We start from the raw sequence: 25458 nt of genomic DNA, 5'->3' as shown, positions 1-25458 counted from the left end.
GAGGGGTTTTGTTAGAGAAAAAGTGGAAAGGTGTTTCTCTTTATGAAGGTACTTTTAATCATTCCTGCTTACAATGAGGAAGAAAACATTTTGCGGACGATTGCTTCCATTGAAACATTTAAACAGGAAGTTACGCATTTTCAACATGAATTGGATTATGTGGTAATTAATGATGGCTCGACAGATGGAACCAAACAAATTTTAGAAGCCAACCAAATTAATGCCATTCATTTAGTGTTGAATTTAGGTATTGGCGGGGCGGTACAGACCGGCTATAAATATGCCTTAGAAAATGAGTATGATGTGGCGGTTCAGTTTGATGGTGATGGTCAGCATGATATCAATAGTTTACCTATTTTACTGGAACCATTAGCAGAGGGTAAATGTGATTTTTCGATTGGCTCTCGTTTCATTCCTGGAAACGAAGCGGCTTTTCAAAGTACGAAAATGCGCCGTTTTGGTATTCGTTTGTTATCCTTTTGTATTCGAATGGCTTCTGGTAAAACAATTTATGATGTGACTTCTGGTTATCGAGCAGGAAATCGGAAAGTGATTGCTTTTTTTGCAAAGCGTTATCCGACAAATTATCCCGAGCCAGAATCGATTGTTCACTTAATTAAAAAACGCTTTGTGATTGTTGAAAGACCTGTCAATATGATGGAACGGCTTGGTGGTGTTTCTTCGATTCGTGCCTTGGCTTCTGTGAAGTATATGCTGGAAGTCGGCTCAGCAATTCTGATTGCTGCCTTTATGAAGGAGGGAGATTAATGCTACCAACCGTGTTATGGCTAGCTTTATTTTTATTTGCAATTGGCTTTTTCTTATACATTATTCGAGGGATTAATAAAAATATTTTTCTCCTAAAAAATGCTTTGATTTGGTTATTAATCTCAATTGTCTTAATTATTTTTGCTATTTTCCCGCATGTGGCAGAATGGTTAGCAATGGCCTTTGGGTTTGAAACAACATCAAACTTCTTATTATCAGCTGCGGTGATTGTCCTTTTAATTATGGAAATTAAAAATTCTGTGTTGATTTCAAAACACGAAAATCGCATTAAAACATTATTGCAGGAATTATCTATCATGAAATCTGAAGAAAATAAAAAAGATCGCTAATGTGTAGTGACCCTTAAAAGTTGGACCTGAAAGTCTAATTTTTAAGGGTCAGCTCAATGAATAGCGATCTTTTTTATTTAAGATTCATAATCACAATGCCGACAATAATAACCACAGCACCAATAAGGGCATTCGTTGTAATTGTCTCTTTTAGAATAAGATTTGAAGCAATTAAAATAGCGATGTTTGTACAGGCAACGCCTAAGGGAACAATGTAAGAAACATCGGAACGACTAATAATTAACATCCATAAAATAAAACTAATTAAATAACAAAATAAACCTAATAAAGATATAAGTGAGATATTCATTGAAAAGATTGTTTGTTGGAGTTGGATGTTCAAACTGCTAGAACCTAGTTTAAATAAGACCAGACCAGCAGAAGACAGAAATACGTAAATAATAAAAAGAACCATAATTTCCCTTCTCTCAAAAATAGTTTCCGTGCAAAAAATGCAAGACCTCCATTATTGTAGCATAATCTCCTAAAAATTGGACAAGATTTTTTAATATAGCGAAATCAGTTAAATTTTTCTTTATAAAAAGGGGTCTACTATTGAAAAGCTAGGCGTTTATCGATAAAATAGAAATGTTGTTTAAAATGGCATTTTTGTATCCAAAAATTTTAGATAAAAATAGTTTATTATGGAAGGAATAAGTATATGTTTAAAGAAACATTTTCAATTTTCAAGAATATTTTTCAGAACAAAAAATTGTTATTACAATTTTCATTTAATGATTTTAAGGCCAAGTATGCTGGTTCAGCACTAGGAATTGTCTGGGCGTTTTTAACGCCATTAGTAACTGTTTTGACGTATTGGTTTGTCTTTTCTGTAGGCCTTCGTTCTAGAGCTGGCGACAATATGCCATTCATTGTCTATTTAGTAACAGGGATGGTACCTTGGTTCTTCTTTTCAGATTCGTTATTATCAGCCACGAATGTGTTTCGTGAATATAGTTATTTAGTTAAAAAAGTTGTGTTTAATGTACAAATTTTACCAACGTCTAAAATTTTATCGAACTTGTACACCCACTTGTTTTTCATTCTAATTGGTTTTGTAATTACTACAGCTAACGGTTATTACCCAAGTCTGTACAGTTTGCAATTAATTTACTACTTAGCTTGTTTATTAGTCTTTTTAACAGCAATTACGTGGATTACTGCTTCAACACAACCATTTTTACCTGATATTATGCAATTTATCAATATCATTATGCAAACAGTTATGTGGACATTGCCAATTTTATGGCAACCAACTGGAATGATTGCGACAATCTTAAAAATCAATCCATTATATTATATTGTTCAAGGATACCGCGAATCTTATTTAGGCGGTGCATGGTTCTGGGAACATTGGCAATATAGCTTATATTTCTGGGGAGTTACTATTGTTTTACTATTAATTGGCTCAACCGTGTTTAGACGCTTAAAACCACATTTTTCAGATGTACTATAAGGAGAGAACGACATGTCAGAATATGCAATCGATATCCAACATATTACCAAAACATACAACATGTATAAAAAGCCGTCCGATCGGTTTAAAGAAGCGCTTAGTCCAACAAAAAAATCCTACCACGATTTGTTTTATGCGTTAGACGATGTCACGATGCAAATTAAAAAAGGCGAGATGATTGGCTTTGTCGGCGAAAATGGCTCTGGGAAATCAACCATGTTAAAAATTATTACAGGGGTATTAACGCCAACCTCCGGGTCCATGGTGATTAATGGGAAAATTTCAGCGTTGCTTGAATTAGGTTCAGGTTTTAACCCTGAATATTCAGGATATGAAAATATTTTCTTAAATGGAATGGTCCTAGGTTTTTCCCGAGAAGAGATGGAAGAGCGTGTCCAAGATGTCATTGATTTTGCTGACATCGGCGATCATTTGTATCAACCAGTTAAAACGTACTCTAGTGGTATGTTTGTCCGCTTGGCATTTGCGGTAGCTATTAACGTGGATCCCGATATTTTAATTGTCGATGAAGCGTTGGCAGTCGGGGATTTAGAGTTTCAATTAAAATGTATGGAAAAATTTACGGAAATTAAAAATTCTGGTAAAACAATTTTATTTGTTTCTCACGATGTAAACTCCATTCGTCGTTTTTGTGACAGAACTTTTTGGTTGCAACACGGGAAAGTCGTTGAATATGGAGATACGATGGACGTGACGACCAACTACGAAAACTTTTTGAAAAAGAAATCAATTAAAACGGTTGACCGCGAAGCGACCATGAAAGATGAAACCCCAACACCAGATATTATTGAAGTGGATCATGCGGAACTTTTAAATGCGGATTATGAACCATTAGAAATGGTAACGCAAGATGAAAAAGTGATTGTAAAAATTGAATATACTGTCAAAAACGACCAAATTAAGAAGCCTGTTTGTGGGGTCGCTATTCGAACAGTGGACAACCATTATGTCTGTGGCTTAAATACGTTATTAGATGGCGTGCAAATTCCTTGGAAAAAAGGACGGAATGTTTTTTATTTAGAATATGAAAAAATGTCATTATTAACAGGTGAATATTATTTTGATATTGCTTTCTTTGAGGAACATGCAACAGTCCCATTAGTCTACAAAACAAAATACGTGACGATGTTTATTACCGGTCGTTATGCCGGAGAAGGAATTGTCATCTTAGATCATAAATGGAAGGATACGACAAAAGATGAAGTATGATTTTGAAATGGAAACAGACGAGAGTACCAGTGTTGGGAAAATCGTAGCACAAATCAAAGAAAATAGTGATGTCTTGGAATTTGGTCCAGGTAATGGGCGAATGACTAGCTATTTGATGGAAGAAAAAAAGTGCCAGGTCTCAATTGTTGAATTAGACAAAGAACTTTATGATCATGTCAGTCAATTTTCAACAGATGCCTTTTATGGCAATATTGATGAAAATGATTGGGTCGAATACTTTGCTGGTAAGACGTTTGATTATATCGTTTTTGCGGATGTGTTGGAACATTTAATGAATCCTCAAAGCGCCTTAGCAAAAGTTAAACCATTTTTAAAACCAGGCGGTCAAATTTTAATCACGTTCCCTAATTTGGCGCATAATTCGGTCTTAATTGATTTATTTAATAATCGTTTAACGTGGAATGAAACTGGGCTGTTGGATGCTACGCATAAATCATTCTATTTACAAGAAGGATTTGAAAAAGTTTTTGCAGAAGTTGGTTTATACATTGCCAAAGAAGATTTTACATTTAATCAAGTTGGCTACAACGAAATTCCTACGACATATGAAGCGTTACCTGTAGAAGTGCAAGCAGCTTTTAAAGCGCGTCCCTTTGGTGAAGTGTATCAGTACTTTTTTGCCTTGACTGCTGAACCGGTAGAACAGCCAGAGCGAGTGACACCAGTAAATTCATACAATGAAAAAAACGTTCATATTTTAATTAATTGCGGCGAAGAAAAAGAGACTGAGTTGGATCAACCGGTTGATTTACAAAAACCTGAAACAAAACAGTTCCAACTGAAGATACCAGAAGACGTCCAACTGATAAAATTATTCCCAAGTTTAACGGGGGCAATTGTCAAATTATCCATGACGATAGACGGGGAGACAGTCCCAGTCGCAGCCACGAATGCTTTTCTGGTACAAGAGAATATCTATTATTTCTTAGATACGCAAGTCCCTGTAATCGAAGTAACCGATGCACAAATGGCAGGCAAAGACCTGACAGTAGACATTGATTATTTCTTTGAAGGCAACTATTCAGAACGTGAAAATACCTTTATTCATGCACTGTTAGATGAAAGAAATCAATTTTTAGAAGAAATGAATAAACAGACGGAGACTGCCCCTATGCCTACTGGAAAATATAAACGAATCACGTTAACTAAATTTGATAAAATGATTAATTTAACCATCGATGATATTGCTCGCGATGTAGAGAATAACGTTTCTGTTATCAGAGGGTGGGCGTATGACAAACAAACAAATTATCCGCTAAGATTCAGCATTGCAGAAGCTAGTGAATCAGTCACTTATACGGTGGAAACAGAATATCGTCGGGATGTTATTGATATGTTTGAATTAGAAGGCGATCAAGATTATGGTTTTGTCATTACGATTAAAGATCCAGAAGATTTACCAGCCTACACGCTAAACATTGACACCAAATCAGGCCAGAAGGTTCAATACGTGGTGGAGCGTCCAAACATGGTTCAACCAGGCACGAAATTTGATCGAGCATGGCGTTCGATTCAGACACGTGGTTTCATGGGCTCAGTGAAGTGGTACTTTAAACGACAAGAAAAAGCAGAAGCCCCTGTTGACGTGGAAGCAGTTTTAGCGGAAATTAAAACGTTCCAATTTCAGCCTAAAATTTCTGTCGCTGTGCCTGTTTATAATGTCGAAGAAAAATGGCTTGCAGCATGTGTCTCTTCTTTACAAAATCAGTACTATGAAAATTGGGAGTTATGTTTAGCAGATGATGCATCGCCAAGCGAACATATTAAGCCCATGCTAGAAAAATATAAAGAACTAGATCAACGAATCAAAGTTATTTATCGCGAAGAAAACGGACATATTTCAGAAGCAACTAACTCAGCTTTGTCGATTGCTACTGGCGATTTTGTTGGTTTCATGGATAACGATGATGAATTAGCGCCACAAGCATTATATGAAGTGGTCAAAGCTTTAAATACAGACCCAACGATTGATTTTCTTTATACTGATGAAGATAAAATTACAGAAAATGGTCGTCGCTTCAACGCGTTTTACAAATCAGACTGGAATCCAGAACTGATTTTAAACCATAATTACATTACACACTTTGTTGTTGTGAAACGTGATTTATTAGAAAAAGTAGGCGGATTGAATTCAGCATATAACGGCGCTCAAGACTATGATTTCGTATTGCGAGCAACGGAACAAGCAACGAAAATCAAGCATATTCCTGGTATGATGTATCATTGGCGTGCCATTGAATCATCGACTGCTCTAAACCCTGAAAGCAAAGGTTACGCCTATGTAGCTGGTCAAAAAGCGGTCCAAGCGGCAACGGAACGCCGTGGCTTAAAAGCACAAGTAGAGATTGCCGAATTTTATGGTTCCTATAAAATTAACTATCTTTATGATCATGTGCCGATGGTATCATTGATTATTACGAATGATACAGAGAATATGAGTAGTTACTTACGTCAATTATTAGAAAAAACTGCCTATACAAATTATGAAATTCTATTGCCTGCACGCTTCGAGAATCAAATAAATATCCAAAATGACCGTCTTCGTTATGTTTCAACAGAAACTCGTCATGGCATGATTCAAGCTGCTAAGGGAGAATATGTGGCTTTATTAAATGCTGGATTGGTACCAACGAAAAATGATTGGTTAAAAGAGTTAATGAACATTGGTCAACAAGAGACCTCTGGTTTAGTGACTGGCCGCGTAGTTGACGCACGCTATCGCGTGGAAACAGTGGGAGTATCAGTTGATACAGACAAAGGTCGATTACTTTATCCTGAAAAAGGCACCCCTGGTAAAAGCTTAGGTTACTATTACAGAATTGCTTTACCAAGAAATATTCAAGCAGCAACTGAAGACTGCTTACTATTCAACAAACAACTTTACCTAAATTTAGAAGGAATTAACGAAAGCTTAGGAAAAGAATGGATGGGTGTCGATTTATCGTTACAATTTGCTAGCGCTGGTAAACGAAATGTATATGTGTCCTATGCAATTTTGAAAGCAGACGAAAAAATGCAAAACCATGATAAAAAAGGATCTTATAAAGAACTTGCGGAAAAATGGACCGCGGAAGCTTTAGTTGATCCCTACCGAAATCCGAAACATCTATAAGGAGAATGCACATGAATGAAGACATTAAGGTGATCTTTGATAGTATCTATCGCGACAAAACAACAAATAATTTAACCATTACAGGTTGGGCGTTGGATACAATCACTAAAGAAAGCCCAACTTTCACAATTAATAATGAAAACCAAGTGTCCGCTTATAACATTCAGCGCGTTTTACGTGAAGATGTTAATCAAATTTATCAAACAGAGCCTGCGATTGAAGCTGGCTTTGTTGTTACACTTGAAGGAATTAAACAAAAAAAAGTACTCCCTTTTCATTTTCAATCATCAGCACATGTTGTAACGGTGGATTTTCCCTTGAATAAAAAATATCCAGTGATTCCAGGGACAGAAGATAAAGTGACTCGTCTCTGGATAAAAGCCAAAAAAGGATTTAAGTATATGGCTAAAAATGGTATTTCTCATACCATTCAACGAGCGAAAATTGAGAAACTAAGAAATCAAGCTTCGTATCCTAACTGGTTAGCTAGAAATGAAGTACTAGACATAGAAGCGATGACGCAAGAAATCGCAACATTTCATTATCAACCTAAAATTTCCATTGCGATGCCAGTGTATAATGTTGAAGAAAAATGGCTTCGGTTGTGCATTGATTCTATTTTGAATCAAGTCTATACTAATTGGGAATTATGTATGGCCGATGACGCCTCAACAGATCCCAATGTCAAAAAGATTTTAACAGAGTACCAACAATTGGATGAGCGAATTCGGGTCGTCTTTCGTGAACAAAATGGTCATATTTCCGAAGCGACCAACTCTGCTTTAGCGATTGCTACAGGAGAATTTGTCGCCTTACTAGACAACGATGATGAATTAGCAATCAATGCTTTTTATGAAGTGGTTAAAGTGCTGAATGAAAACCCAGAACTGGACTTAATTTATAGTGATGAAGATAAGATTGACATGGATGGAAATCGTTCTGATCCAGCCTTTAAACCAGATTGGTCACCTGATTTACTTTTAGGAACGAATTACATTTCGCATTTAGGCGTGTATCGTCGGAGTATTCTAGAAGAAATTGGCGGCTTTCGAAAAGGTTACGAAGGTTCTCAAGACTACGATTTAGTCTTAAGATTTACTGAAAAAACGACAAAAGAACGCATCAAACATATTCCAAAAGTTCTTTACTATTGGCGGATGCTGCCAACCTCAACAGCAGTGGATCAGGGCTCAAAAGGTTATGCTTTTGAAGCGGGGCTAAGAGCCGTGCAAGATGCGCTCGTTCGTCGAGGTATTAATGGTCATGCAACGCATGGGGCGGCGAATGGCTTATACGATGTTTATTATGACATTGAATCTGAAAAGTTAGTCTCAATTATTATTCCAACTAAAAATGGCTATAAAGACGTACAACGTTGTGTTTCATCGATTATTGAAAAAACAACCTACCAAAATTACGAGATTATTATGGCTGATAATGGAAGTACAGATCCAAAAATGCACGAATTGTATGCAGAATTTGAACAACAATTACCTGGCCGCTTTTTCGTTGAATCAATCGATATTCCATTCAATTTCTCAACTATTAACAATCGTGCAGCGAAAAAAGCGCACGGAGAGTATTTATTATTTTTAAATAATGATACCGAAGTGATTACAGAGAATTGGTTAACTTTGATGGTTTCATTTGCTCAGCAAGAACGGATTGGCTGTGTAGGTGCGAAATTATTGTATCCAAATAATACGGTCCAACACGCAGGCGTTATTTTAGGATTAGGTGGTGTCGCTGGACATGGTCATTATGGTTATCCCCATGGTGACTTAGGCTATTTTGGTCGGTTAGCTATTAATGTTAATTATTCAGCAGTAACTGCCGCATGCTTACTTATGAAAAAAGCAGATTTTGATGCAGTTGGTGGTTTTGAAGAAGCGTTTACCGTAGCTTTCAATGATGTTGATTTATGCTTGAAAGTCCAAGCTTTAGGACGTGACAATGTCTGGCTTCATGAAGCAGAGCTTTATCATTTTGAATCTCAAACTCGTGGATATGATGATAAAGGCAAAAAGAAAAAACGTTTTGAACAAGAAAAAGTGATGATGGAAGAAAAATGGGGACCTTTAATTGAAAATGATCCATTTTATAATCCTAATCTGACAAGGGATATTCCCAACTTTTCATTACGAATTGACTAGATGCAATTGCGGATGACGAAATGGAGCGAAAAGATGGAACAACAACTAACTACAAGAAAAGAAAAACAACCATTACGCAACCAAGCTGAGCAGAGCGCTCGCTTGGTTGATCATTTGTTACGCTGGCGCTATCTGCTAGCGGCAGTCATTTTTATTTTACTGGTAGCCTTTAAAGTCCATGGTAGTTCATTAAACATGTGGGATGCGTATGTTTCTGAATATGCGGATGGTCAAAAAAGTTCATTAATTGCTGGTGAACCAAGAGGTGTTCGCTCGGATGAATGGCTCGTTCAAACCCCATTTAGCCTCTCACAAACACAAACAGGTTTGAAAACACATAATGATGTGATTACGTTAAATGGGCAAGACATGGTGGTAGGCTATAATTCACCAGCGTGGAATTTGGCCACGTTAGCGAAACCTTTTACGTGGGGCTATGTACTATTAGGCAAAGAATATGGCTTATCGTGGTATTGGAATCTTAAATTAATTGGCTTAATTTTATTTTCTTTTGAAATTGGCTTGATCGTCACACGGCGGAATAAATATTTAGCTTTGTTAGCAAGTGTTTGGATTCCGTTTTCTTCGGCCCTTCAATGGTGGTTTGTCTCGCCAGTTGGAGATTTAGTATTTTTTGGCTTAGGTTTTTTAGTGGGAATTTATAATTATTTCTATTATCATAGTAGTGTTCGACGTCGTGTCATTTGTGCGATAACGGCTGTTATTATGGCCTCAGGATTTGTTTTAGTTATTTATCCTGCGTTACAAGTACCACTTGGTTATTTGATTTTATTATTTTTAATTTTATTCTTTTTAGAATTTCGTAAAAAAATTAAGTTGGATAAGTGGGATGGGGTCCTGATAGGTGGGGCACTCTTGATGACGGCGATTATTGTTGGCGGATCGCTATATGGCTCATTGGATTCCTTAAAAGCAGTAATGGATACCGCTTATCCAGGAAAACGGGTAAGTTTAGGTGGCGATATGCCTAAACGCGATATTTTGTTATTTTTAACAAATTGGAAAATGCCGTTTCAAGATGTTCCATATTCAAATAATTCGGAAATCAGTAGTTTTTATCAATTATTTTTTGTTATTTTGCCGCTCTCACCATTTATTTTTTATAAAAAAATCAAAGAAAACATTTACGGTTTTGTCTTATTCGTGTATTGTTTATTTAACTTAGTTTGGATGAGCGTTCAATTTCCAACAATTTTTGCTAAGTTGACATTGTGGTCTTATGTGCCAGAACAACGGGCGATGTTATCCTTTGGGTTTGCCGCTGTGTTATTGAGTTTATGGTTCATCGATTATTTATGGAATCGCCAAGCAAAAATTCCAATGATGGCCTGGTTAGGGGCGCTAGGATTAAATGTTGTTCTGTATTTCTTTGTTTTATATACGGGCAATTTACGGTTATACGTTACACGAATGGACATCATTGGTGTCTTAGTTGTCGCTACCGTTTTAATTGTTGCTTTATTTAAACGTTGGCGCACGTTATTTGTCCTTGTCTTATTAGGAATCATTATGGTTTCTGGTGCCTTTGTTAATCCAATTTCTCGAGGCGTTTCTGCTGTCTATGGTAAAAAATTAGCGGTAGAAGTGGAAGAAATTAACAAAAAAGACCCCAACCAATTGTGGGTGGGCGAACGCTTGATGTATGGCTATTTGCCAATGTTAGGTGTGCATACATTTAACGGTGTTGCTTTTACACCTGACTTAGAGGCTTGGAAACCATTAGATCCAAAAGGAAAAGACACATTTATTTATAATCGCTATGCGCACATCAATGTTGAAGTAGGAAATCAGACCCCTGTTTTAGAGTTGATGCAAAAAGATGCGATTATTGCTCGTTTATCTCCAGAAAAATTAAAAGAATATGGGATTAAATATGCGGTCGTTTATAAACCATTAGAACCGTTAGACACACCAACGATTCATTTTGAAAAATTATATGGACCTGATCAGAACGGGGCATATATTTATCGAATAAACGACTAGTGATTCATTCATGGAATGAGGTTTGAATATGGGAAAAGTATTGAATAGAATCGGTCGACTTATTTTATTAGTAACAATGATCGGCTCGTATACGATGTGGGTCGTAGGAATTGATGCGCCAGTCACAAAATATATGTATGCCAATAGTTCAATTTTATTATTAATAGCAGTAATACTTGTACTGCTATTAAATTGTACGAAATTAAAATTTATTGACTGGCTGACCGTAGCGTTGGCGCTAGCCACCTGGCTCTTGTTTCACTTTACGGAATCAATCCGTCATAGCACAATGCAAACAGATACAATGATTCCTTTAATTATTTTGTTGGTCCTTTGTTTTAAAGTTTGTGTCTTTGACCGTATGGATCAAACGCTTTTATTAATTGTCTCTTTAGTTGCTTTGAGTGCGACTTTGTATCGGATGTCCGTGGAGTTGCCTCAGTTGATTCCAGCAGACGAAATTTTTAAAGAATCAAATAAACTAGAAAGTATTTGGATTAATACCAATACGATTGGTGCAACATTGATGTTTTCAACAATGATGGCCAGTAGTTTGATCAAAGCATATAGAAATAAGGTTTTTAACCTGCTGCTTTTACCTGTATACATTGGTGGTGTTTTAGGTACATGGGTCAGTCAATCCAAAACCTCTTTTGCCATTTTAGTTGGTTTTATTCTGGTGGATAATCTTTTACCAAAACGTTTCTTGCAACGTTCGAAAGTTTGGCTGTTTGGTTTTGTCGGAGTAGCTGCATTGGGACCATTGTTATTTTACTTATGTGCGGAATCGGATACTGTTGATTTATTTACAGGAAGAGAACGAATTTGGCATGAGTTTTTTGCTAAATGGTTATCTGATCCTCAACATATTAAAGTCGGTATGGAGCCTTTTGTGGCCTCATGGAAACCGCTGGGGACACATAATGCTTTTCTATTTACGTTAAGTAATTTTGGTGTCATCGGCTATCTGATTTTATTTGGTTTTTTAGTCAGTATGATTTTATTGATTGGTTTCCGCAAAAAAACATTGGATCGTTTGCAAGTTAGTTTACTTTTAGGCTTCCTTTTAATCTGGATTCATTCATTTATGGAAGATATTTTATTAGCGCCTCATTGGATGCCGATTGTTTATAGTTTCCTTGGGCTAGCCTTCTACTTCCGGCCAGAGAAAAAACGAGGAAGACATGAAAGACCAACGACGCCTAAAAGAAGAAAACGAATGAAACAAACAAGTCCTGTTAGCAATGAAGAGCGCCCGATAGCACCTGTTGACGAAGAGGGCTGGGACCAACCTGAAGAATTAAGTCGTGTCCAAAGACATCGCAGATAATTTTCATCCTATAGAACTTTCTTGTCCGCTGACATTATGGTAATATAGGGGTTGCATGTTATTACAAATAATGTAATTACTGGAAGTGAAGAGAGGAAGTTTTTAATGACATCAAAAAGTGAATGGAGTAATGCAAGACGGATTGTAATTATTTTAGCAGACGTTTTGCTCTATAATTTATCAATCATCTTAGGGTTTATGGTGAAATTTGGCCGAGAAATTCCTTCATTTAACTTTGTGGCTTATGAAAAATCTGCAATTTACATTTCAATCTTTTTTATCTTTTTGAATTTATTGTTAGGTGCGTATATTTTTTATAATCGCAAAATTAGTGACATCATTTTTGTCACGGTGATTGGTCAAGTTTTAATGACTTTAACGATTATGATTGTGACATTTGCCGGACGTTGGTTTACGTTCCCACGTTCTGTTTTAGGATATTCCTTTATAATCGGAATTATTGTTCTAAGTCTTTGGCGAATTCTTGTTTATTATTTATACTTAAAGGTCAGCAATGAGCGAAAAGTTGTTTTGCTAGGTAAAGAAAATCAAGTCATGCGTTCAATTCAAAACTTTATGTCTGATAAAAATAACAAGCATAAAGTAACGAGCGTTGTTGTCAGCAATTACTATGAAAACTTAAAAAAAATTATCGATGAAATCGATATTGTTTATATTTCAAGTAATGTTGATGAGAACGAAAAAGTAAAATTGTATCAATTAATTGTCAAACACAAGAAAAAAATCTTTTTAGATACAAGTTTTGAAAATCTAATTATGTTAAAACCAAACATGATGAACTTTGAAGATGAAAGTATTATCGAAGTCTCAAATTTTGAAATTCAACCAGAAGAGAATTTTATTAAACGTTTATTCGATATTTTAGTCTCTGTTTGCCTATTTGTGATTACCTCCCCCTTAATGCTTATTGCAGCGATTTTAGTCAAAGCAACCTCACCGGGACCAGTGATTTACAAACAAACTCGGATTACATTAGATCAACGTGAGTTCTCGATTTTAAAATTTAGAACGATGTCGGCAACAGCAGAAGCAAAATCAGGTCCAGTCTTATCTACAAGTAACGACAGTCGCGTCACTACAGTTGGTAAATACTTGCGCGCTTTACGTATTGATGAGTTGCCGCAACTAATCAATGTTATTCGCGGGGATATGTCCATTGTCGGACCACGTCCTGAACGACCATTCTTTGTTGATCAATTTAATCAGGAAAACCCGAATTACTATTTACGTCACAATGTACGTGCGGGGATTACCGGCTATGCCCAAGTTTATGGGAAGTATGCTTCTGACTACAATAGTAAATTGAACTTTGATTTACTGTACATCAAGAATTATTCATTACTATTGGATATGAAAATTCTGCTTCAAACCATCAAAATTCTCTTTGATAAAGTATCATCAAGAGGATTGGATGAGTCTGAAGAACGTGAAGAATTGACGATGGATTATTGTAAAGAGAATGCTATTAGAATTTACCGTTAAAAGTTTGAGACATAAGTTATTTAAGCTTATGTCTCAAACTTTTTTTGGAAATAAGGAACGTTGAAATAATAAAAGAGCTATGCGATAATATAAATTGTTACATTCTTACATAAAATGCAACGAGGAGTGAACAAATGAAAACAGCACTTGTTTCAATTATTATGCCCATGTACAATGCAGGCAAATTTTTATCAAAATCTATTGAAAGCGTTCTGGAACAAACTTACCAGAATTGGGAATTATTACTCATTGATGATGGAAGTAAAGATGATTCTATTGATATTGCACTTGCCTTTATGGAAAAAGATTCAAGAATCTTTTTACTGAAAAATGAACAGAACATGGGCATTGCAAAGACCAGAAATAAAGGAATTGAAGCTTCAAAGGGACAATATATTGCCTTTTTAGATAGTGATGATTTATGGCTTCCTAATAAATTAGAAGTTCAAATCAAGTGGATGGAAGAAAAAAAACTTTTATTTACATGTAGTTCTTATTTTGTATGTAATGAAAATGGCAACATTACGCATGAGCGTAATTTTAGTGAGGGACCACAAACCTATCAAGATCTTTTAAAAACAAATACTATCGGCTGTTTAACGGTCGTAGTCGAATCTAATCTGCTTAAACGCCATTTAATGCCGGATTTAAAACATGAAGACTATGCTACTTGGTTAAACATTTTGAAAGAAATAAATACGGTCTATTTTATTAACGAAAAATTAGCCATTTATCGTAAGCTAACCACCTCTACATCTTCTAACAAATGGAATACAATCAGTTGGGTTTGGAAAATTTTGCGTCAAAATGAACAGTTTTCAGTTATTAAAAGTTCATTTTACTTAATGCGTTTTTTATTCTATACAACATTTAAATATGCAAAGAATGAATAGGGAGGAAAAGGAAAAGTGGAACAAATAGAAGATTTTAAATCTGCTATTTTTGTTCCGTTTGAAGATACAAAAATGCCAATACCAGTGGGCTACAAGCGCTACTTAACAGAGGTTTTTGGGGATTATATGCAATTGCCCACCAGAGGAAGATCGCCAACCCCATCATGAAGCACTAATTGTTGATACTAAAAAATCGTACACAGAATATCTTAAAAAATAAATAAAAGATGAAAACAATCGATTAAAGATCTGTTTTCATCTTTTTACCATTTAAAAGTAAAAAATTGATATAGGAATGTTAAAAAAGCGTAATTGAATTTGAAATAAAGGTATGAGATAATAATTGGTGTTAGTTTTAAAATGTGAAAACAATTAGTTGGAGGTTATAGGATACACATTTTTTAAGAGCGAATGGCAAGTGTTTAAGAAAGATACATATTACTATATATATAAGGAGAGTTTCATGAAAAAAATCATTTCAGGTATGTTAATTTGTACCGTATTATTAAATAGTTTTAGTGTGATTGCATCAGGAGAAGAGCTTGTAAAAACAGAAACAACGGGGGAGACTGGCTTGGTCACTCAAGCTACGTCAGAAACAACGACTAATTCAACGGAGGATACATCTTCTGTTACAGAAGAAAATACCTCTGAAAGAGATAGTTCTGCTTCAAGCACAAAAGAAGAGTCTCTTGATTCTTCAACAAATAGTACAACGGAAGAACATTCTTCTGTTTCAGAAACAAACACAACAGATAGTAAAACAGAAGCATCACAAAGCTCTGAAGTAGAAAAAAAGACCATTGACCAAGATGAAGCGGATTATCAAGAAGCAGCACGTGAAGGAACGAACCATAAAAAAGGAACATATGCTATGAAAAACGGCATTTCTTCTAGGGTAGCGCGAGCAACAGTTGCGAACGTCTATGCGAATGATCCTAATTTGCCTGGCAAGAATTTTATTGACGTTTCTAGTTGGAATGGAGACATTTCAGTAGCTGAATATCAAAAAATTAAAAGCTATGGTGTAACAGGTGTTTCGGTTAAATTGACAGAAGGAACTTGGTATGTTAATCCATATGCTGCGGGCCAAATTAGAAATGCCAAAGCTGCGGGCTTAAAAGTTTCAGCATATCACTATAGTATGTATGTCTCTGCTGCGACAGCACAAGATGAAGCAAGATATTTTGCTCAGGCGGCGGCTAACTCTGGCTTAGATAAAAATACCATAATGTTTAATGATGCGGAAGATCCAACGCTCACAAACAATGGGCGAAACGCCCATGCTAATTCTGTTGCGTTTAACCAGCAATTAAAGGCACTGGGGTATAAAAATGATGCGTTGTATGTCGGCAAATGGTGGTTAACTGCTGGTTATATCGATACTTCCGCCTTCGGAAGAGACAGAGTATGGGTAGCGCAATATCCATATACTCCAGATAGTTCCATGCAGTGGAATAATGACCATGGTGCTTGGCAATGGTCTTCGCAAATGTATTTCCCTGGCTTAGCTAACTATGAAGGGCGTCCATTTGATATTTCCATGACCTATAGTAATTTTTTAGATATGGGTAATAGTAGTAGCGGACCTGACTTAAGTAAGTATTACACAACTAATCCAGGTCGAGTAGTAGTAATGAAAGATGAAACATTTTATAACAACGCTGACTTTACAAGCAAAGGTGCCGCAGTGAAAAAGAATACACTAGTAGAAGTACAAGGAATTGAATATTCATCAACTGGGTACCCTCGGTTAGTGACACCTCAAGGATATTTGACAGCAAGAAAAGATATCGTTTTAGCAGCAATCAGTAATATTGATAAGTATTACACAGTTAATCCAGGTCGAGTAGTAGTAATGAAAGATGAAACATTTTATAACAACGCCGACTTTACAAGCAAAGGTGCCGCAGTGAAAAAGAATACACTAGTAGAAGTACAAGGAATTGAATATTCATCAACTGGGTACCCTCGGTTAGTGACACCTCAAGGATATTTGACAGCAAGAAAAGATATCGTTTTAGCAGCAATCAGTAATATTGATAAGTATTACACAGCTAATCCAGGTCGAGTAGTGGTAATGAAAGATGAAACATTTTATAACAACGCCGATTTTACAAGCAAAGGTGCCGCAGTGAAAAAGAATACACTAGTAGAAGTGCAAGGAATTGAATATTCATCAACTGGGTACCCTCGTTTGGTAACACCTCAAGGATATTTGACAGCGAGAAAAGATATCGTTTTAGCGGCAATCAGTAATATTGATAAGTATTACACAGCTAATCCAGGTCGAGTAGTAGTAATGAAAGATGAAACATTTTATAACAACGCCGACTTTACAAGCAAAGGTGCCGCAGTGAAAAAGAATACACTAGTAGAAGTGCAAGGAATTGAATATTCATCAACTGGGTACCCTCGGTTAGTGACACCTCAAGGATATTTGACAGCAAGAAAAGATATCGTTTTAGCAGCAATCAGTAATATTGATAAGTATTACACAGTTAATCCAGGTCGAGTAGTAGTAATGAAAGATGAAACATTTTATAACAACGCCGACTTTACAAGCAAAGGTGCCGCAGTGAAAAAGAATACACTAGTAGAAGTGCAAGGAATTGAATATTCATCTAATGGATATCCCCGCTTGGTAACAAGAAAGGGATATTTAACGGCAAGAAAAGATATCGTTTCAGCAGCAATCAGTAATATTGACAACTACTATACAGAAAATCCAGTAAAAATTGTGATGCTTGTCAATGATCGTTATTATACTGATTTAGAATTTAAAACACCTGGATCTCCAGTAAAAAAAGGAACTACTATTAGAGTGCAAGGAATTGAATATAGTAAAAATGGTTATCCAAGATTAAAAACACCACAAGGGTATATCACTTCAAATAAACGTTATGTACAAAAAGTGAATTAGTTAAGTAACTTAAAAAGACTCTTTGTCAAATAATATCGGGAAAGAGGAATTATAGAATCATGTCAAATCCAGAGGATAAAATCCTCTGGATCTTTTCTATTTGAACGTTTTCCCGCACAGACAGTGGAAAACGATTAAAATAACGTTCTAAGCAAGGCAGTTGTCGGTTTTCAACAATATCAAATAATTTTCTTGTTTGCCCATTAAAAATGAGGAAACTCATGGCATCAGACACATGACGAACGGATAAAAATCCGTAAAAGTGAAGAAGTTGGTAAGAGCGTTTAGTTATTTGTGAGAAAAAAACGGCGAATGTCTCCTAATACACCAATAATGAGTCCTGCAGAGAGTTTACTAATTCCTAGAATACTTTTTGCTTAATTGTTCTAGTGAAGGAGACTGTTTTTTTGTGTGGGACTGGTTATGTTCGGTCATCCTTTCACTTACAACTCTACGCTTAAAAGAGCAATAGAGGGGAAATTCATCCGTCAATGCATTTCCCCTCTAATCTTAGTATGTTTTTATTACAGAGAGATAAAACTGTGGATAATCATTATAAAAGATTAATTGAAATATATGTATGCGTATGAGATAATATGGGGTGTTATTTACCTAGTAAGCAATAAAGTAAGAGCAGGGGTGAATGGATGGAAAAGATACTTGTATCAGCTATTATGCCTGTTTATAATTCCAATATATATCTTGAATGCGATAGAAAGTATCGGAAAGCAAACTTATAAAAATTGGAAATTAATAGTTAATGAGAATGGTAGTAGAGATCGATTGATTTTTGTTACTAACAAGTACATTAAAAAAATAAGCATATCAAGTTGATAAAGAATAATAAAAATCTAGGGATTGTAAAAATAAGGAATTATAGAGTTGAAAAAAGCTACTATAGAATGTGTTGCTTTTCTTATAGTGATGATGTTTAGTATCCCGAAAAATAAACATTCCAGATAACGTTGATGCAAGAATAAAAACTTAATTTTTCTGGTACAGCGTGTTCCATAGTCAATGGAGAAGGACATAAAGCTGGCCCGCGATTATTAAAAGAAAGCTATAAGATTTATTAAAAATTAATTTTATAGGCTGTTTGACAGTTATAAGGAATTACTATGACTATACCATATACCAGAAGTCAAAAACAGATGCTATGTATCTTGGCTTATGTTACTAAAGAAGATTATAAAGTTTATGCAATTAATTAGGAACTATCTATTTATATCATGAGAGAATTCAATATCAGCTAATAAATATAATACAATTAGACGAGCTTGAAATATCTATAGAGATATTTTAAAGATCTATTGTGCTCAATCATTTTGTACATGTAAATTTCCTTGAGCATGAGAACGTTAAAATATATTAATAAAATGAGGGAAAAGTGTGGAAAAAGAAAATTTAAAGTTAAGCGTGGTTATTCCAGTATATAATGTGATGACCACGTTAACTCGTGCAGTAACTAGCGTTTTGAACCAAGATTTATCAGTTCCTTATGAAATAATTTTGGTTAATGATGGTTCTTCTGATGACAGTGGCAAATTAGCTGAAAAATTAGCAGAAGAACATAAAAATATAAAAGTGTACCATAAAAAAAACGGTGGACTTGCTTCTGCAAGGAACTATGGTTTGAAGTATGCCGAAGGTACCCTTATTGCCTTTTTAGATAGTGATGATTATTTTTTACCAAGCATTTTAGATAAAGCGGTCCAAGCTTTTGATTCTCCTGAAATAGATGTAGTAGTGTTTGGTCTGATAAAGGGTAACGAAACCAAAGAAATTTCTTTGATTCCTAAAGAGCAAATAATTACTGACAAAGAGGCAATCATCCGCTCTCTCTTTGTTGATAAAGGAATAGATTTTTACGCTTGGAATAAGATATACCGCAATCACCTTTTTGATGAAGTACGTTTTCCTGAAGGTAAATTATATGAAGACATAGTGCCTACCTATGAGGTTATGAAACGAGCCAAAGCCGTTAATTACTTAGCCATGCCAGGGATTTATTATTACCAAAATCATTCGAGTATAGTACATCAAAAATTTAACGAGAAACAATACGATAATGTTACTCAACGGGAGATTTTGTTAAATAAAATAGTAGAGGAGTATCCTGCTTTATCGTCACTAGCTTTAGATAAAGTATTAGATGGATATTTATCTACAGGATTTAAAATAACAAGTAAACCTAGAGGGGAAATCAATAAAAAATATCTGGATTTTTCTAGAAAAAGGATTAGAAAAAATCTCGTTGAGTTAATGAAAAATACTAAAACAAGTAGTGCCAAAAAAATGGGTTTACTTCTATATTTAGTAAATGGTCCATTATATAATTTTATGTATCGAAAAATTTTAGGGAAGTAAGGAGTTAAAGATGTCAGAAATTAGTATAATTGTTCCTGTTTATAATGTCGAAAATTATTTGAAAAAATGTGTTGAATCAATACTTTCACAAACCTTTACTGATTTTGAATTATTATTAGTAGATGATGGTTCTACAGATTCATCAGGAGAAATGTGTGACGAATTAAAGAGATTAGATGAGCGGATAAAAGTAATTCATAAAGAAAATGGTGGATTAAGTTCTGCACGAAATGCAGGGATTGATGTTGCTAAAGGGAAGTATCTAACTTTTGTAGATAGTGATGACTATATTGATACACATATGCTAGAAGTATTGTACAAAAATATGATACAGGAAGATGCTGATTTATCCATTGTGGGGGTAACAAGTGTTTATTCTGGTCAAGAGCCTGAGATAACTCCTTCTGAAAAATATGTAGTTACCCAAAAAGAAGCAACTAAAATGATTTTAATCGGTAAACAAGCATCTGTTTATGCGGTGGCTAAACTATATAAGAGGAATATATTTGATGACTTAAGATATCCAGTTGGTAAGGCCCACGAAGACGTTTATGTAATTATGGATGTTTTAAATCAATGTAAAAAGGTAGTTGTAGATACTGCTAGTTATTATTTTTACGTTCATAGAGAAGGAAGCATTACCGCTTCTAAGTTTAATATTCGAGACTTAGAAAGTATTGATTCTTGGGAACAAGCATGGCATACTATTCAAGAAATTATGCCAGAATATAGCGACCTTGCATTCAAACGTGTATGTGCGGCTAATTTTTATGTTTTGGACAAGATGATGAAATCAGACAGTGAGTCAGAATACCCTGAGATAACTAAAAGAATAGTAGGCTTTTTAAAAGAAAATCAAAAGTTTATTTATGCTAACCCCTATTTTACTAAAAATAGAAAATTAAGTTTAACATTTCTTCGAATACACCCAATGCTTTATAAAGTTTTTCCTAAAATGCAACAGAGGTATTTAAGAAAGGTTAATAAGTAGCTATACTGAGAGGTGGATTTAATAAGTGGTCTTAAAATTAAAGGATAAGTGGCTTTATTTGAAAACAAGGGTCTTTTCAAGAATATTTGCAAATAGTATATTCTATTTACTGTATCCGATTTTAATTTTTTTTCCAATTAAAAAGAATAAAATTGTAGTCAGTAACTTTAATGGTAAAGGCTATGGGGATAATGCAAAGTATATATGTAATTATTTGTTGGAAGCTAAGGCACCGGTTGATATAGTATGGTTAATTGACAAACATTGGGTTAAAGAAAACGGTGGTTGTCCAAATAGTGTTCGTACTGTTCATGTTCGATCATTTCAAGCATTATTTGAAATGTTTACTGCAAAAATTTGGATTGACAATTGTCGAAAAAGTTTTTATCCCCCAAAAAGAGCGAATCAGTTTTATATTCAGACCTGGCATGCTGGCTTTACATTAAAACAAATTGAAAAATATGTTGAAACTAAATTGCCATCAAGGTACGTAAAAACAGCAAAAAAAGATTCTCAAATGTGTGACTTACTATTATTTGAAACTTCTAATATGATTCCTGATGTACAGGATACATTTTGGTATGAGGGAGAGACTTTTAGAAACGGTCTTCCTAGAAACGATTTGTTAGTAAACTATGATAAGCTCATTATCGAAAAAGTATATAGCTATTTTAATATTGATTCTTCAAAAAAAATAATTATGTATGCACCTACTTTTAGGCAAGAGTATGATTTAGAAATGAATAATGAATTACTTTCTAAAATTATTCAAGTCTATTCTAAAACATTTAATCAAGATGCTGTAATGTTGATTCGCTTGCATCCAAATGATACAGTAAACAAAAATCGTATAATTGGCGAAGGACTTCCTACAGGAATGATAGATGCTTCTTCGTATGATGATATGCAAGAATTATTATGTGCAACAGATACATTGGTGACAGATTATTCTTCAACTTTAGGAGAAATGTTGATTATGGAAAAAAAATGTTTTATTTATGCCTATGACTATGAAGAATATCTAAAGGATCGGGGATTGTTGATGGATTTTAAAGAGCTGCCCTTTCCGTTTGCTTTAACAGAAAAAGAGTTGCTTAAATCTATCAAAGATTTTTCGGCCTCTGATTATGTAAAAAAAGTCCGTGATTTTAAAAAAGAACATAACATTTATGAGACGGGACATGCGAGTCAAGATATAGGAAATCGTATTTTATTAGAAATGAAAAAATAACTGAGAATAGAATAGAGGAGAATAGATTATGAAAAGAGTAATAACATATGGGACATTTGATTTATTGCATTACGGGCACGTAAATCTTTTAAAGAGAGCTAAGTCAAAAGGAGATTATTTGATTGTTGGTTTGTCTACAGATGAATTTAATCTCAATAGTAAAGACAAAGTCTGTTATTTTTCCTATGAAGAACGGAAATCTATACTAGAAGGCATCCGTTACGTTGACTTAGTTATTCCAGAAGAAAACTGGGATCAAAAAGTAAAAGATATGAAGTTATATGATATTGATACCTTTGTAATGGGGAACGACTGGGAAGGTAAATTTGACTATTTAGCTGAAGAAACGGGTGTTGAAGTTGCTTATTTAGAAAGAACTCCTGAGATTTCAACTACTCAAATAAAAAAAGAACTAAAAGATTTTAAATAAGGAATCTTGTTATTTCATCCGATAGCAAAGAACTGGAGTGCTAAAATGAAACAAAAGTATAAAAATGAAATAAACTACTGGCGGAAAAGAGTAATTCCCAGAATTATTAGGACAACCTTTTTTTATATCTGTTATCCTGTTTTGTTTTTTGTTCCAATAAAAAGAAATAAAATTGTTGTTAGTAATTTTAACGGACAGGGGTATGGAGACAATCCAAAGTACATTTGTGAATATTTACTTAGTCAAAACGAAGCATTAGATATTGTATGGCTTATTGATGAAAAACGGGTGAAGAACGCGCAAGCTTTTCCATCTTCTATACGGTTGGTATCCTTGACTTCATTTAGAGCATTGTATGAGCTACATACAGCAAAAATCTGGATAGATAATTGTCGTAAAAATATATATCCTAAAAAGAGAAAGAATCAGTTTTATATTCAAACATGGCATGCAAGTTTCTCTCTGAAAATGATGGAACGTTTAGTGGAGGATAAACTACCACCTAAATATGTCAAACGAGCAAAAAAAGATTCTAAGATGTGTGATTTATTGATTTTTGAAAGTGCCAATACGATTTCGGATGTTCCGTATAATTTCTGGTATGAAGGTGAAATGTTTAGAAATGGTACACCACGTGGTGATATATTTATTAACTATGATGAGAGACTGGTCCGTAAAGTCTATGATCACTACAATATAGATTATCATAAAAAAATTGTGATGTACGCACCGACATTTCGTCAAGGATATGATTTAGAAGTGGACATAACATTTTTGGAACGACTAACGCAAACTTTTGAAAAGAGATTTAAAAATTCCTATGTAATGCTAGTGCGTTTACATCCCAACGACACAAAAAATAAAGAAAGAATTTTAGGGGGAAGCCTTCCTCAAAATATTATCGATGCATCTGATTATGAAGATATGCAGGAACTTTTATGTGCTACAGATACATTAATAACTGATTATTCTTCTAGCTCAGGAGAAGCACTGATTTCAGAAAAAAAATGTTTTATTTATGCGTATGACTATAAAGAGTACTCTAAAGATAGAGGCTTACTGATTGATTTGGATAATTTACCTTTTCCAGTTTCAACAAATCAAGAAGAATTAATAAACCAAGTTTATAAATTTTCTAATAGTGATTATCTTGAAAAAGTTGAACGCTTCAAAAAAATATATAATGTTTTTGAAACTGGTCATGCAAGTCAAGATATAGGGGATCGAATCCTTCAAGAAATTGATCAAGTGAAATGATAGGGGGAAATTTAATGAAATCAAATGTGCAAAGGTTTAATCAGTTAAGCAAAGAGTATTATATTCTTTTTATGTTAATTCTGTTGATGTTCAGAGCAATAGGGCCATACAGTTTATTGCCATCTATTGTTGATAATCTTTTATATGCTGCGGGTGCAATTTTTGGTAGTATTATAATATTAATTGATTTAGTCAACATTGTACGTGGTAAAAAGAAGTGGAATTATAATTGGTGGTTAATTGGTTTTTTGGTTGTAATATTTATTTCTTCAATTGTTAATAGAAGATATGGAATTACAGGAAATATTAAATTGTTAGTTTGGCAATCTATTTATTTTTTAGTTGTTTACGAAGTCGCACAAGACAACGAAATTTTTCCAAGATTAATCAAAAAATTCACTGGTTTACTAACAAGTGCATGGTTTGTCTTAGCGTTAGTTTCTTTAATAATGTTTTTCTTTCAATATAGTTATACTGTTCAACTACAAACAAGATCTCGTTTCCTACGTATAGGTTTCTATGAAGGCCGACTGTTTGGGGTTTTTGAAGACCCTAACTTTGGTTCAACTGTTTGTGTGGTTGTTATTATACTCTCTTTTGCATATCTAGTCAGAAAAAGTTATGGAAATAAATGGCTTGGTTTATTACTGAAAATAAATATTATTTTACAGTTCTTATATATTGTGTTGTCAGGATCTAGGACTGGAGTGTTAGTCTTAATATCTGTTTTCTTCGTTTATTCCTTCTTTAAAGTTTTTTATTCTAAAAGAATAAACAAGCAGCATGTTCTTGTGAAATTTTTATGTGCAATTTTGTTATCTTTAGTAGGTTGTGGAATAATCTATTTATCTGTTGATTTGTTTAAATGGATTCTTTCTTATATTCCTGAACTATTTAAGGAAGTGAAAACAAAAAATCCAGTCAAAGAAAAACCAGTTGATTTAACTCGTCCAGATGTTGAAAATAACGATGATATTTCGAATGGGCGTTTGGCACTTTGGAAAAGTGGTATCGAATTATTTAAATCAAGTTGGTTAGTAGGGGTTTCTCCTAGGAACATGTTACCTTACGCATCAGATATGTTGCCACAAACGTTTATTGCTAAAACACAAAAATATACACATAATTCATATATTAATTTGTTGGCATCTACTGGATCTTTAGGAGTTGTAACTTTTGTTAGCTTTTTTGTATCGAGAATTATTGAAATTGTAGCTTTTTCTTTTAGTAAAGTTAATAATTTCTTTCAACAAGGGTATGCTACCTATGTATTAAGTGTTTTAGCTGTGGCAGTTTCAGGAATGTTTTTAAATGACATTATTTTAGTAAACTCCATCGGTTCCTTAATATTCTGGTTATTTTTAGGAAGAATTGTCTATCTATCAAAAGAATTTAAATAAAGGTATTATTTAGGGGTAGTTCAACAAGGTAGCTATTCC

18 protein-coding genes and 1 pseudogene are annotated in these 25458 nt (G+C 34.4%); 18 read left to right on the top strand and 1 reads right to left on the bottom strand.

Going from position 1 to position 25458, the window contains the following annotated elements; genetic code table 11:
- The first annotated feature begins 42 nt into the window (after positions 1-42).
- The gene (locus IGJ03_RS08345) at positions 43-768 is read left to right on the top strand and encodes a glycosyltransferase family 2 protein (RefSeq protein ID WP_002366952.1); all 726 of its coding nucleotides are present in this window, start codon (positions 43-45) and stop codon (positions 766-768) included.
- Positions 768-1118, top strand: a complete 351-nt coding sequence (locus IGJ03_RS08340; RefSeq protein ID WP_002356898.1) for a DUF2304 domain-containing protein — start codon at positions 768-770, stop codon at positions 1116-1118. The genes IGJ03_RS08345 and IGJ03_RS08340 overlap by 1 nt, the downstream gene beginning before the upstream one ends.
- Before the next feature lie 73 nt (positions 1119-1191).
- On the opposite strand, the gene IGJ03_RS08335 is transcribed toward IGJ03_RS08340, so the two are convergent.
- Positions 1192-1533 (bottom strand): EamA family transporter, encoded by a 342-nt coding sequence (locus tag IGJ03_RS08335; RefSeq protein ID WP_002356899.1) that lies wholly within the window; start codon positions 1531-1533, stop codon positions 1192-1194.
- Between the two features lie 246 nt (positions 1534-1779).
- Here IGJ03_RS08335 and IGJ03_RS08330 point away from each other — a divergent pair, with 246 nt between their 5' ends.
- The 16 genes and pseudogenes from IGJ03_RS08330 to IGJ03_RS08255 all read left to right on the top strand — a co-directional run bounded on the left by IGJ03_RS08330 (position 1780) and on the right by IGJ03_RS08255 (position 25419).
- Complete coding sequence (locus IGJ03_RS08330) at positions 1780-2574, top strand: ABC transporter permease (RefSeq protein WP_002356900.1); 795 nt, start codon at positions 1780-1782, stop codon at positions 2572-2574.
- 12 nt (positions 2575-2586) lie between these two features.
- Positions 2587-3804, top strand: a complete 1218-nt coding sequence (locus tag IGJ03_RS08325; RefSeq protein ID WP_002356901.1) for an ABC transporter ATP-binding protein — start codon at positions 2587-2589, stop codon at positions 3802-3804.
- Positions 3794-6937, top strand: coding sequence for a glycosyltransferase (locus IGJ03_RS08320; protein WP_010824796.1), 3144 nt, complete (start codon positions 3794-3796; stop codon positions 6935-6937). Before IGJ03_RS08325 ends, IGJ03_RS08320 begins: the two co-directional genes overlap by 11 nt.
- An 11-nt stretch (positions 6938-6948) precedes the next feature.
- Entirely contained in the window at positions 6949-9090 is a 2142-nt protein-coding gene (locus IGJ03_RS08315) for a glycosyltransferase family 2 protein (protein WP_010709669.1), read from the top strand.
- Positions 9091-11094, top strand: coding sequence for a DUF7657 domain-containing protein (locus IGJ03_RS08310; protein WP_002383759.1), 2004 nt, complete (start codon positions 9091-9093; stop codon positions 11092-11094).
- A 28-nt stretch (positions 11095-11122) separates the two neighbouring features.
- A complete protein-coding gene (locus IGJ03_RS08305) occupies positions 11123-12424 on the top strand; it encodes an EpaQ family protein (RefSeq protein WP_016631008.1) in 1302 nt (433 codons plus the stop codon).
- A gap of 105 nt (positions 12425-12529) precedes the next feature.
- Positions 12530-13927, top strand: coding sequence for a sugar transferase (locus IGJ03_RS08300; protein WP_375804609.1), 1398 nt, complete (start codon positions 12530-12532; stop codon positions 13925-13927).
- A 134-nt stretch (positions 13928-14061) separates the two neighbouring features.
- Positions 14062-14820, top strand: a complete 759-nt coding sequence (locus tag IGJ03_RS08295; protein WP_375804610.1) for a glycosyltransferase family 2 protein — start codon at positions 14062-14064, stop codon at positions 14818-14820.
- Between the two features lie 24 nt (positions 14821-14844).
- Positions 14845-15040: pseudogene (locus IGJ03_RS08290) on the top strand (LicD family protein); the annotation flags it as partial.
- A gap of 243 nt (positions 15041-15283) precedes the next feature.
- The gene (locus IGJ03_RS08285; protein ID WP_438711112.1) at positions 15284-17743 is read left to right on the top strand and encodes a DUF5776 domain-containing protein; all 2460 of its coding nucleotides are present in this window, start codon (positions 15284-15286) and stop codon (positions 17741-17743) included.
- A gap of 1389 nt (positions 17744-19132) precedes the next feature.
- On the top strand, positions 19133-20110 hold the full coding sequence (locus IGJ03_RS08280; protein ID WP_002398061.1) for a glycosyltransferase family 2 protein: 978 nt from the start codon (positions 19133-19135) through the stop codon (positions 20108-20110).
- 10 nt (positions 20111-20120) lie between these two features.
- Complete coding sequence (locus IGJ03_RS08275) at positions 20121-21101, top strand: glycosyltransferase family 2 protein (protein WP_002398062.1); 981 nt, start codon at positions 20121-20123, stop codon at positions 21099-21101.
- A gap of 25 nt (positions 21102-21126) precedes the next feature.
- Positions 21127-22332, top strand: coding sequence for a CDP-glycerol glycerophosphotransferase family protein (locus tag IGJ03_RS08270; protein WP_002398063.1), 1206 nt, complete (start codon positions 21127-21129; stop codon positions 22330-22332).
- Positions 22333-22360: 28 nt separating this feature from the next.
- Positions 22361-22762, top strand: coding sequence for a glycerol-3-phosphate cytidylyltransferase (tagD, locus tag IGJ03_RS08265; RefSeq protein WP_002356917.1), 402 nt, complete (start codon positions 22361-22363; stop codon positions 22760-22762).
- A gap of 45 nt (positions 22763-22807) precedes the next feature.
- On the top strand, positions 22808-24019 hold the full coding sequence (locus IGJ03_RS08260) for a CDP-glycerol glycerophosphotransferase family protein (protein ID WP_002385799.1): 1212 nt from the start codon (positions 22808-22810) through the stop codon (positions 24017-24019).
- A gap of 14 nt (positions 24020-24033) precedes the next feature.
- On the top strand, positions 24034-25419 hold the full coding sequence (locus IGJ03_RS08255) for an O-antigen ligase family protein (protein ID WP_375804869.1): 1386 nt from the start codon (positions 24034-24036) through the stop codon (positions 25417-25419).
- The last annotated feature ends 39 nt before the right edge of the window (positions 25420-25458 follow it).

The organism is Enterococcus sp. DIV1315a, from assembly GCF_051712325.1.
GTDB classification, from domain to species: domain Bacteria; phylum Bacillota; class Bacilli; order Lactobacillales; family Enterococcaceae; genus Enterococcus; species Enterococcus faecalis.
Note: the sequence above shows the minus strand (reverse complement) of the source record. Positions and strands in the feature narration are given on the sequence as shown.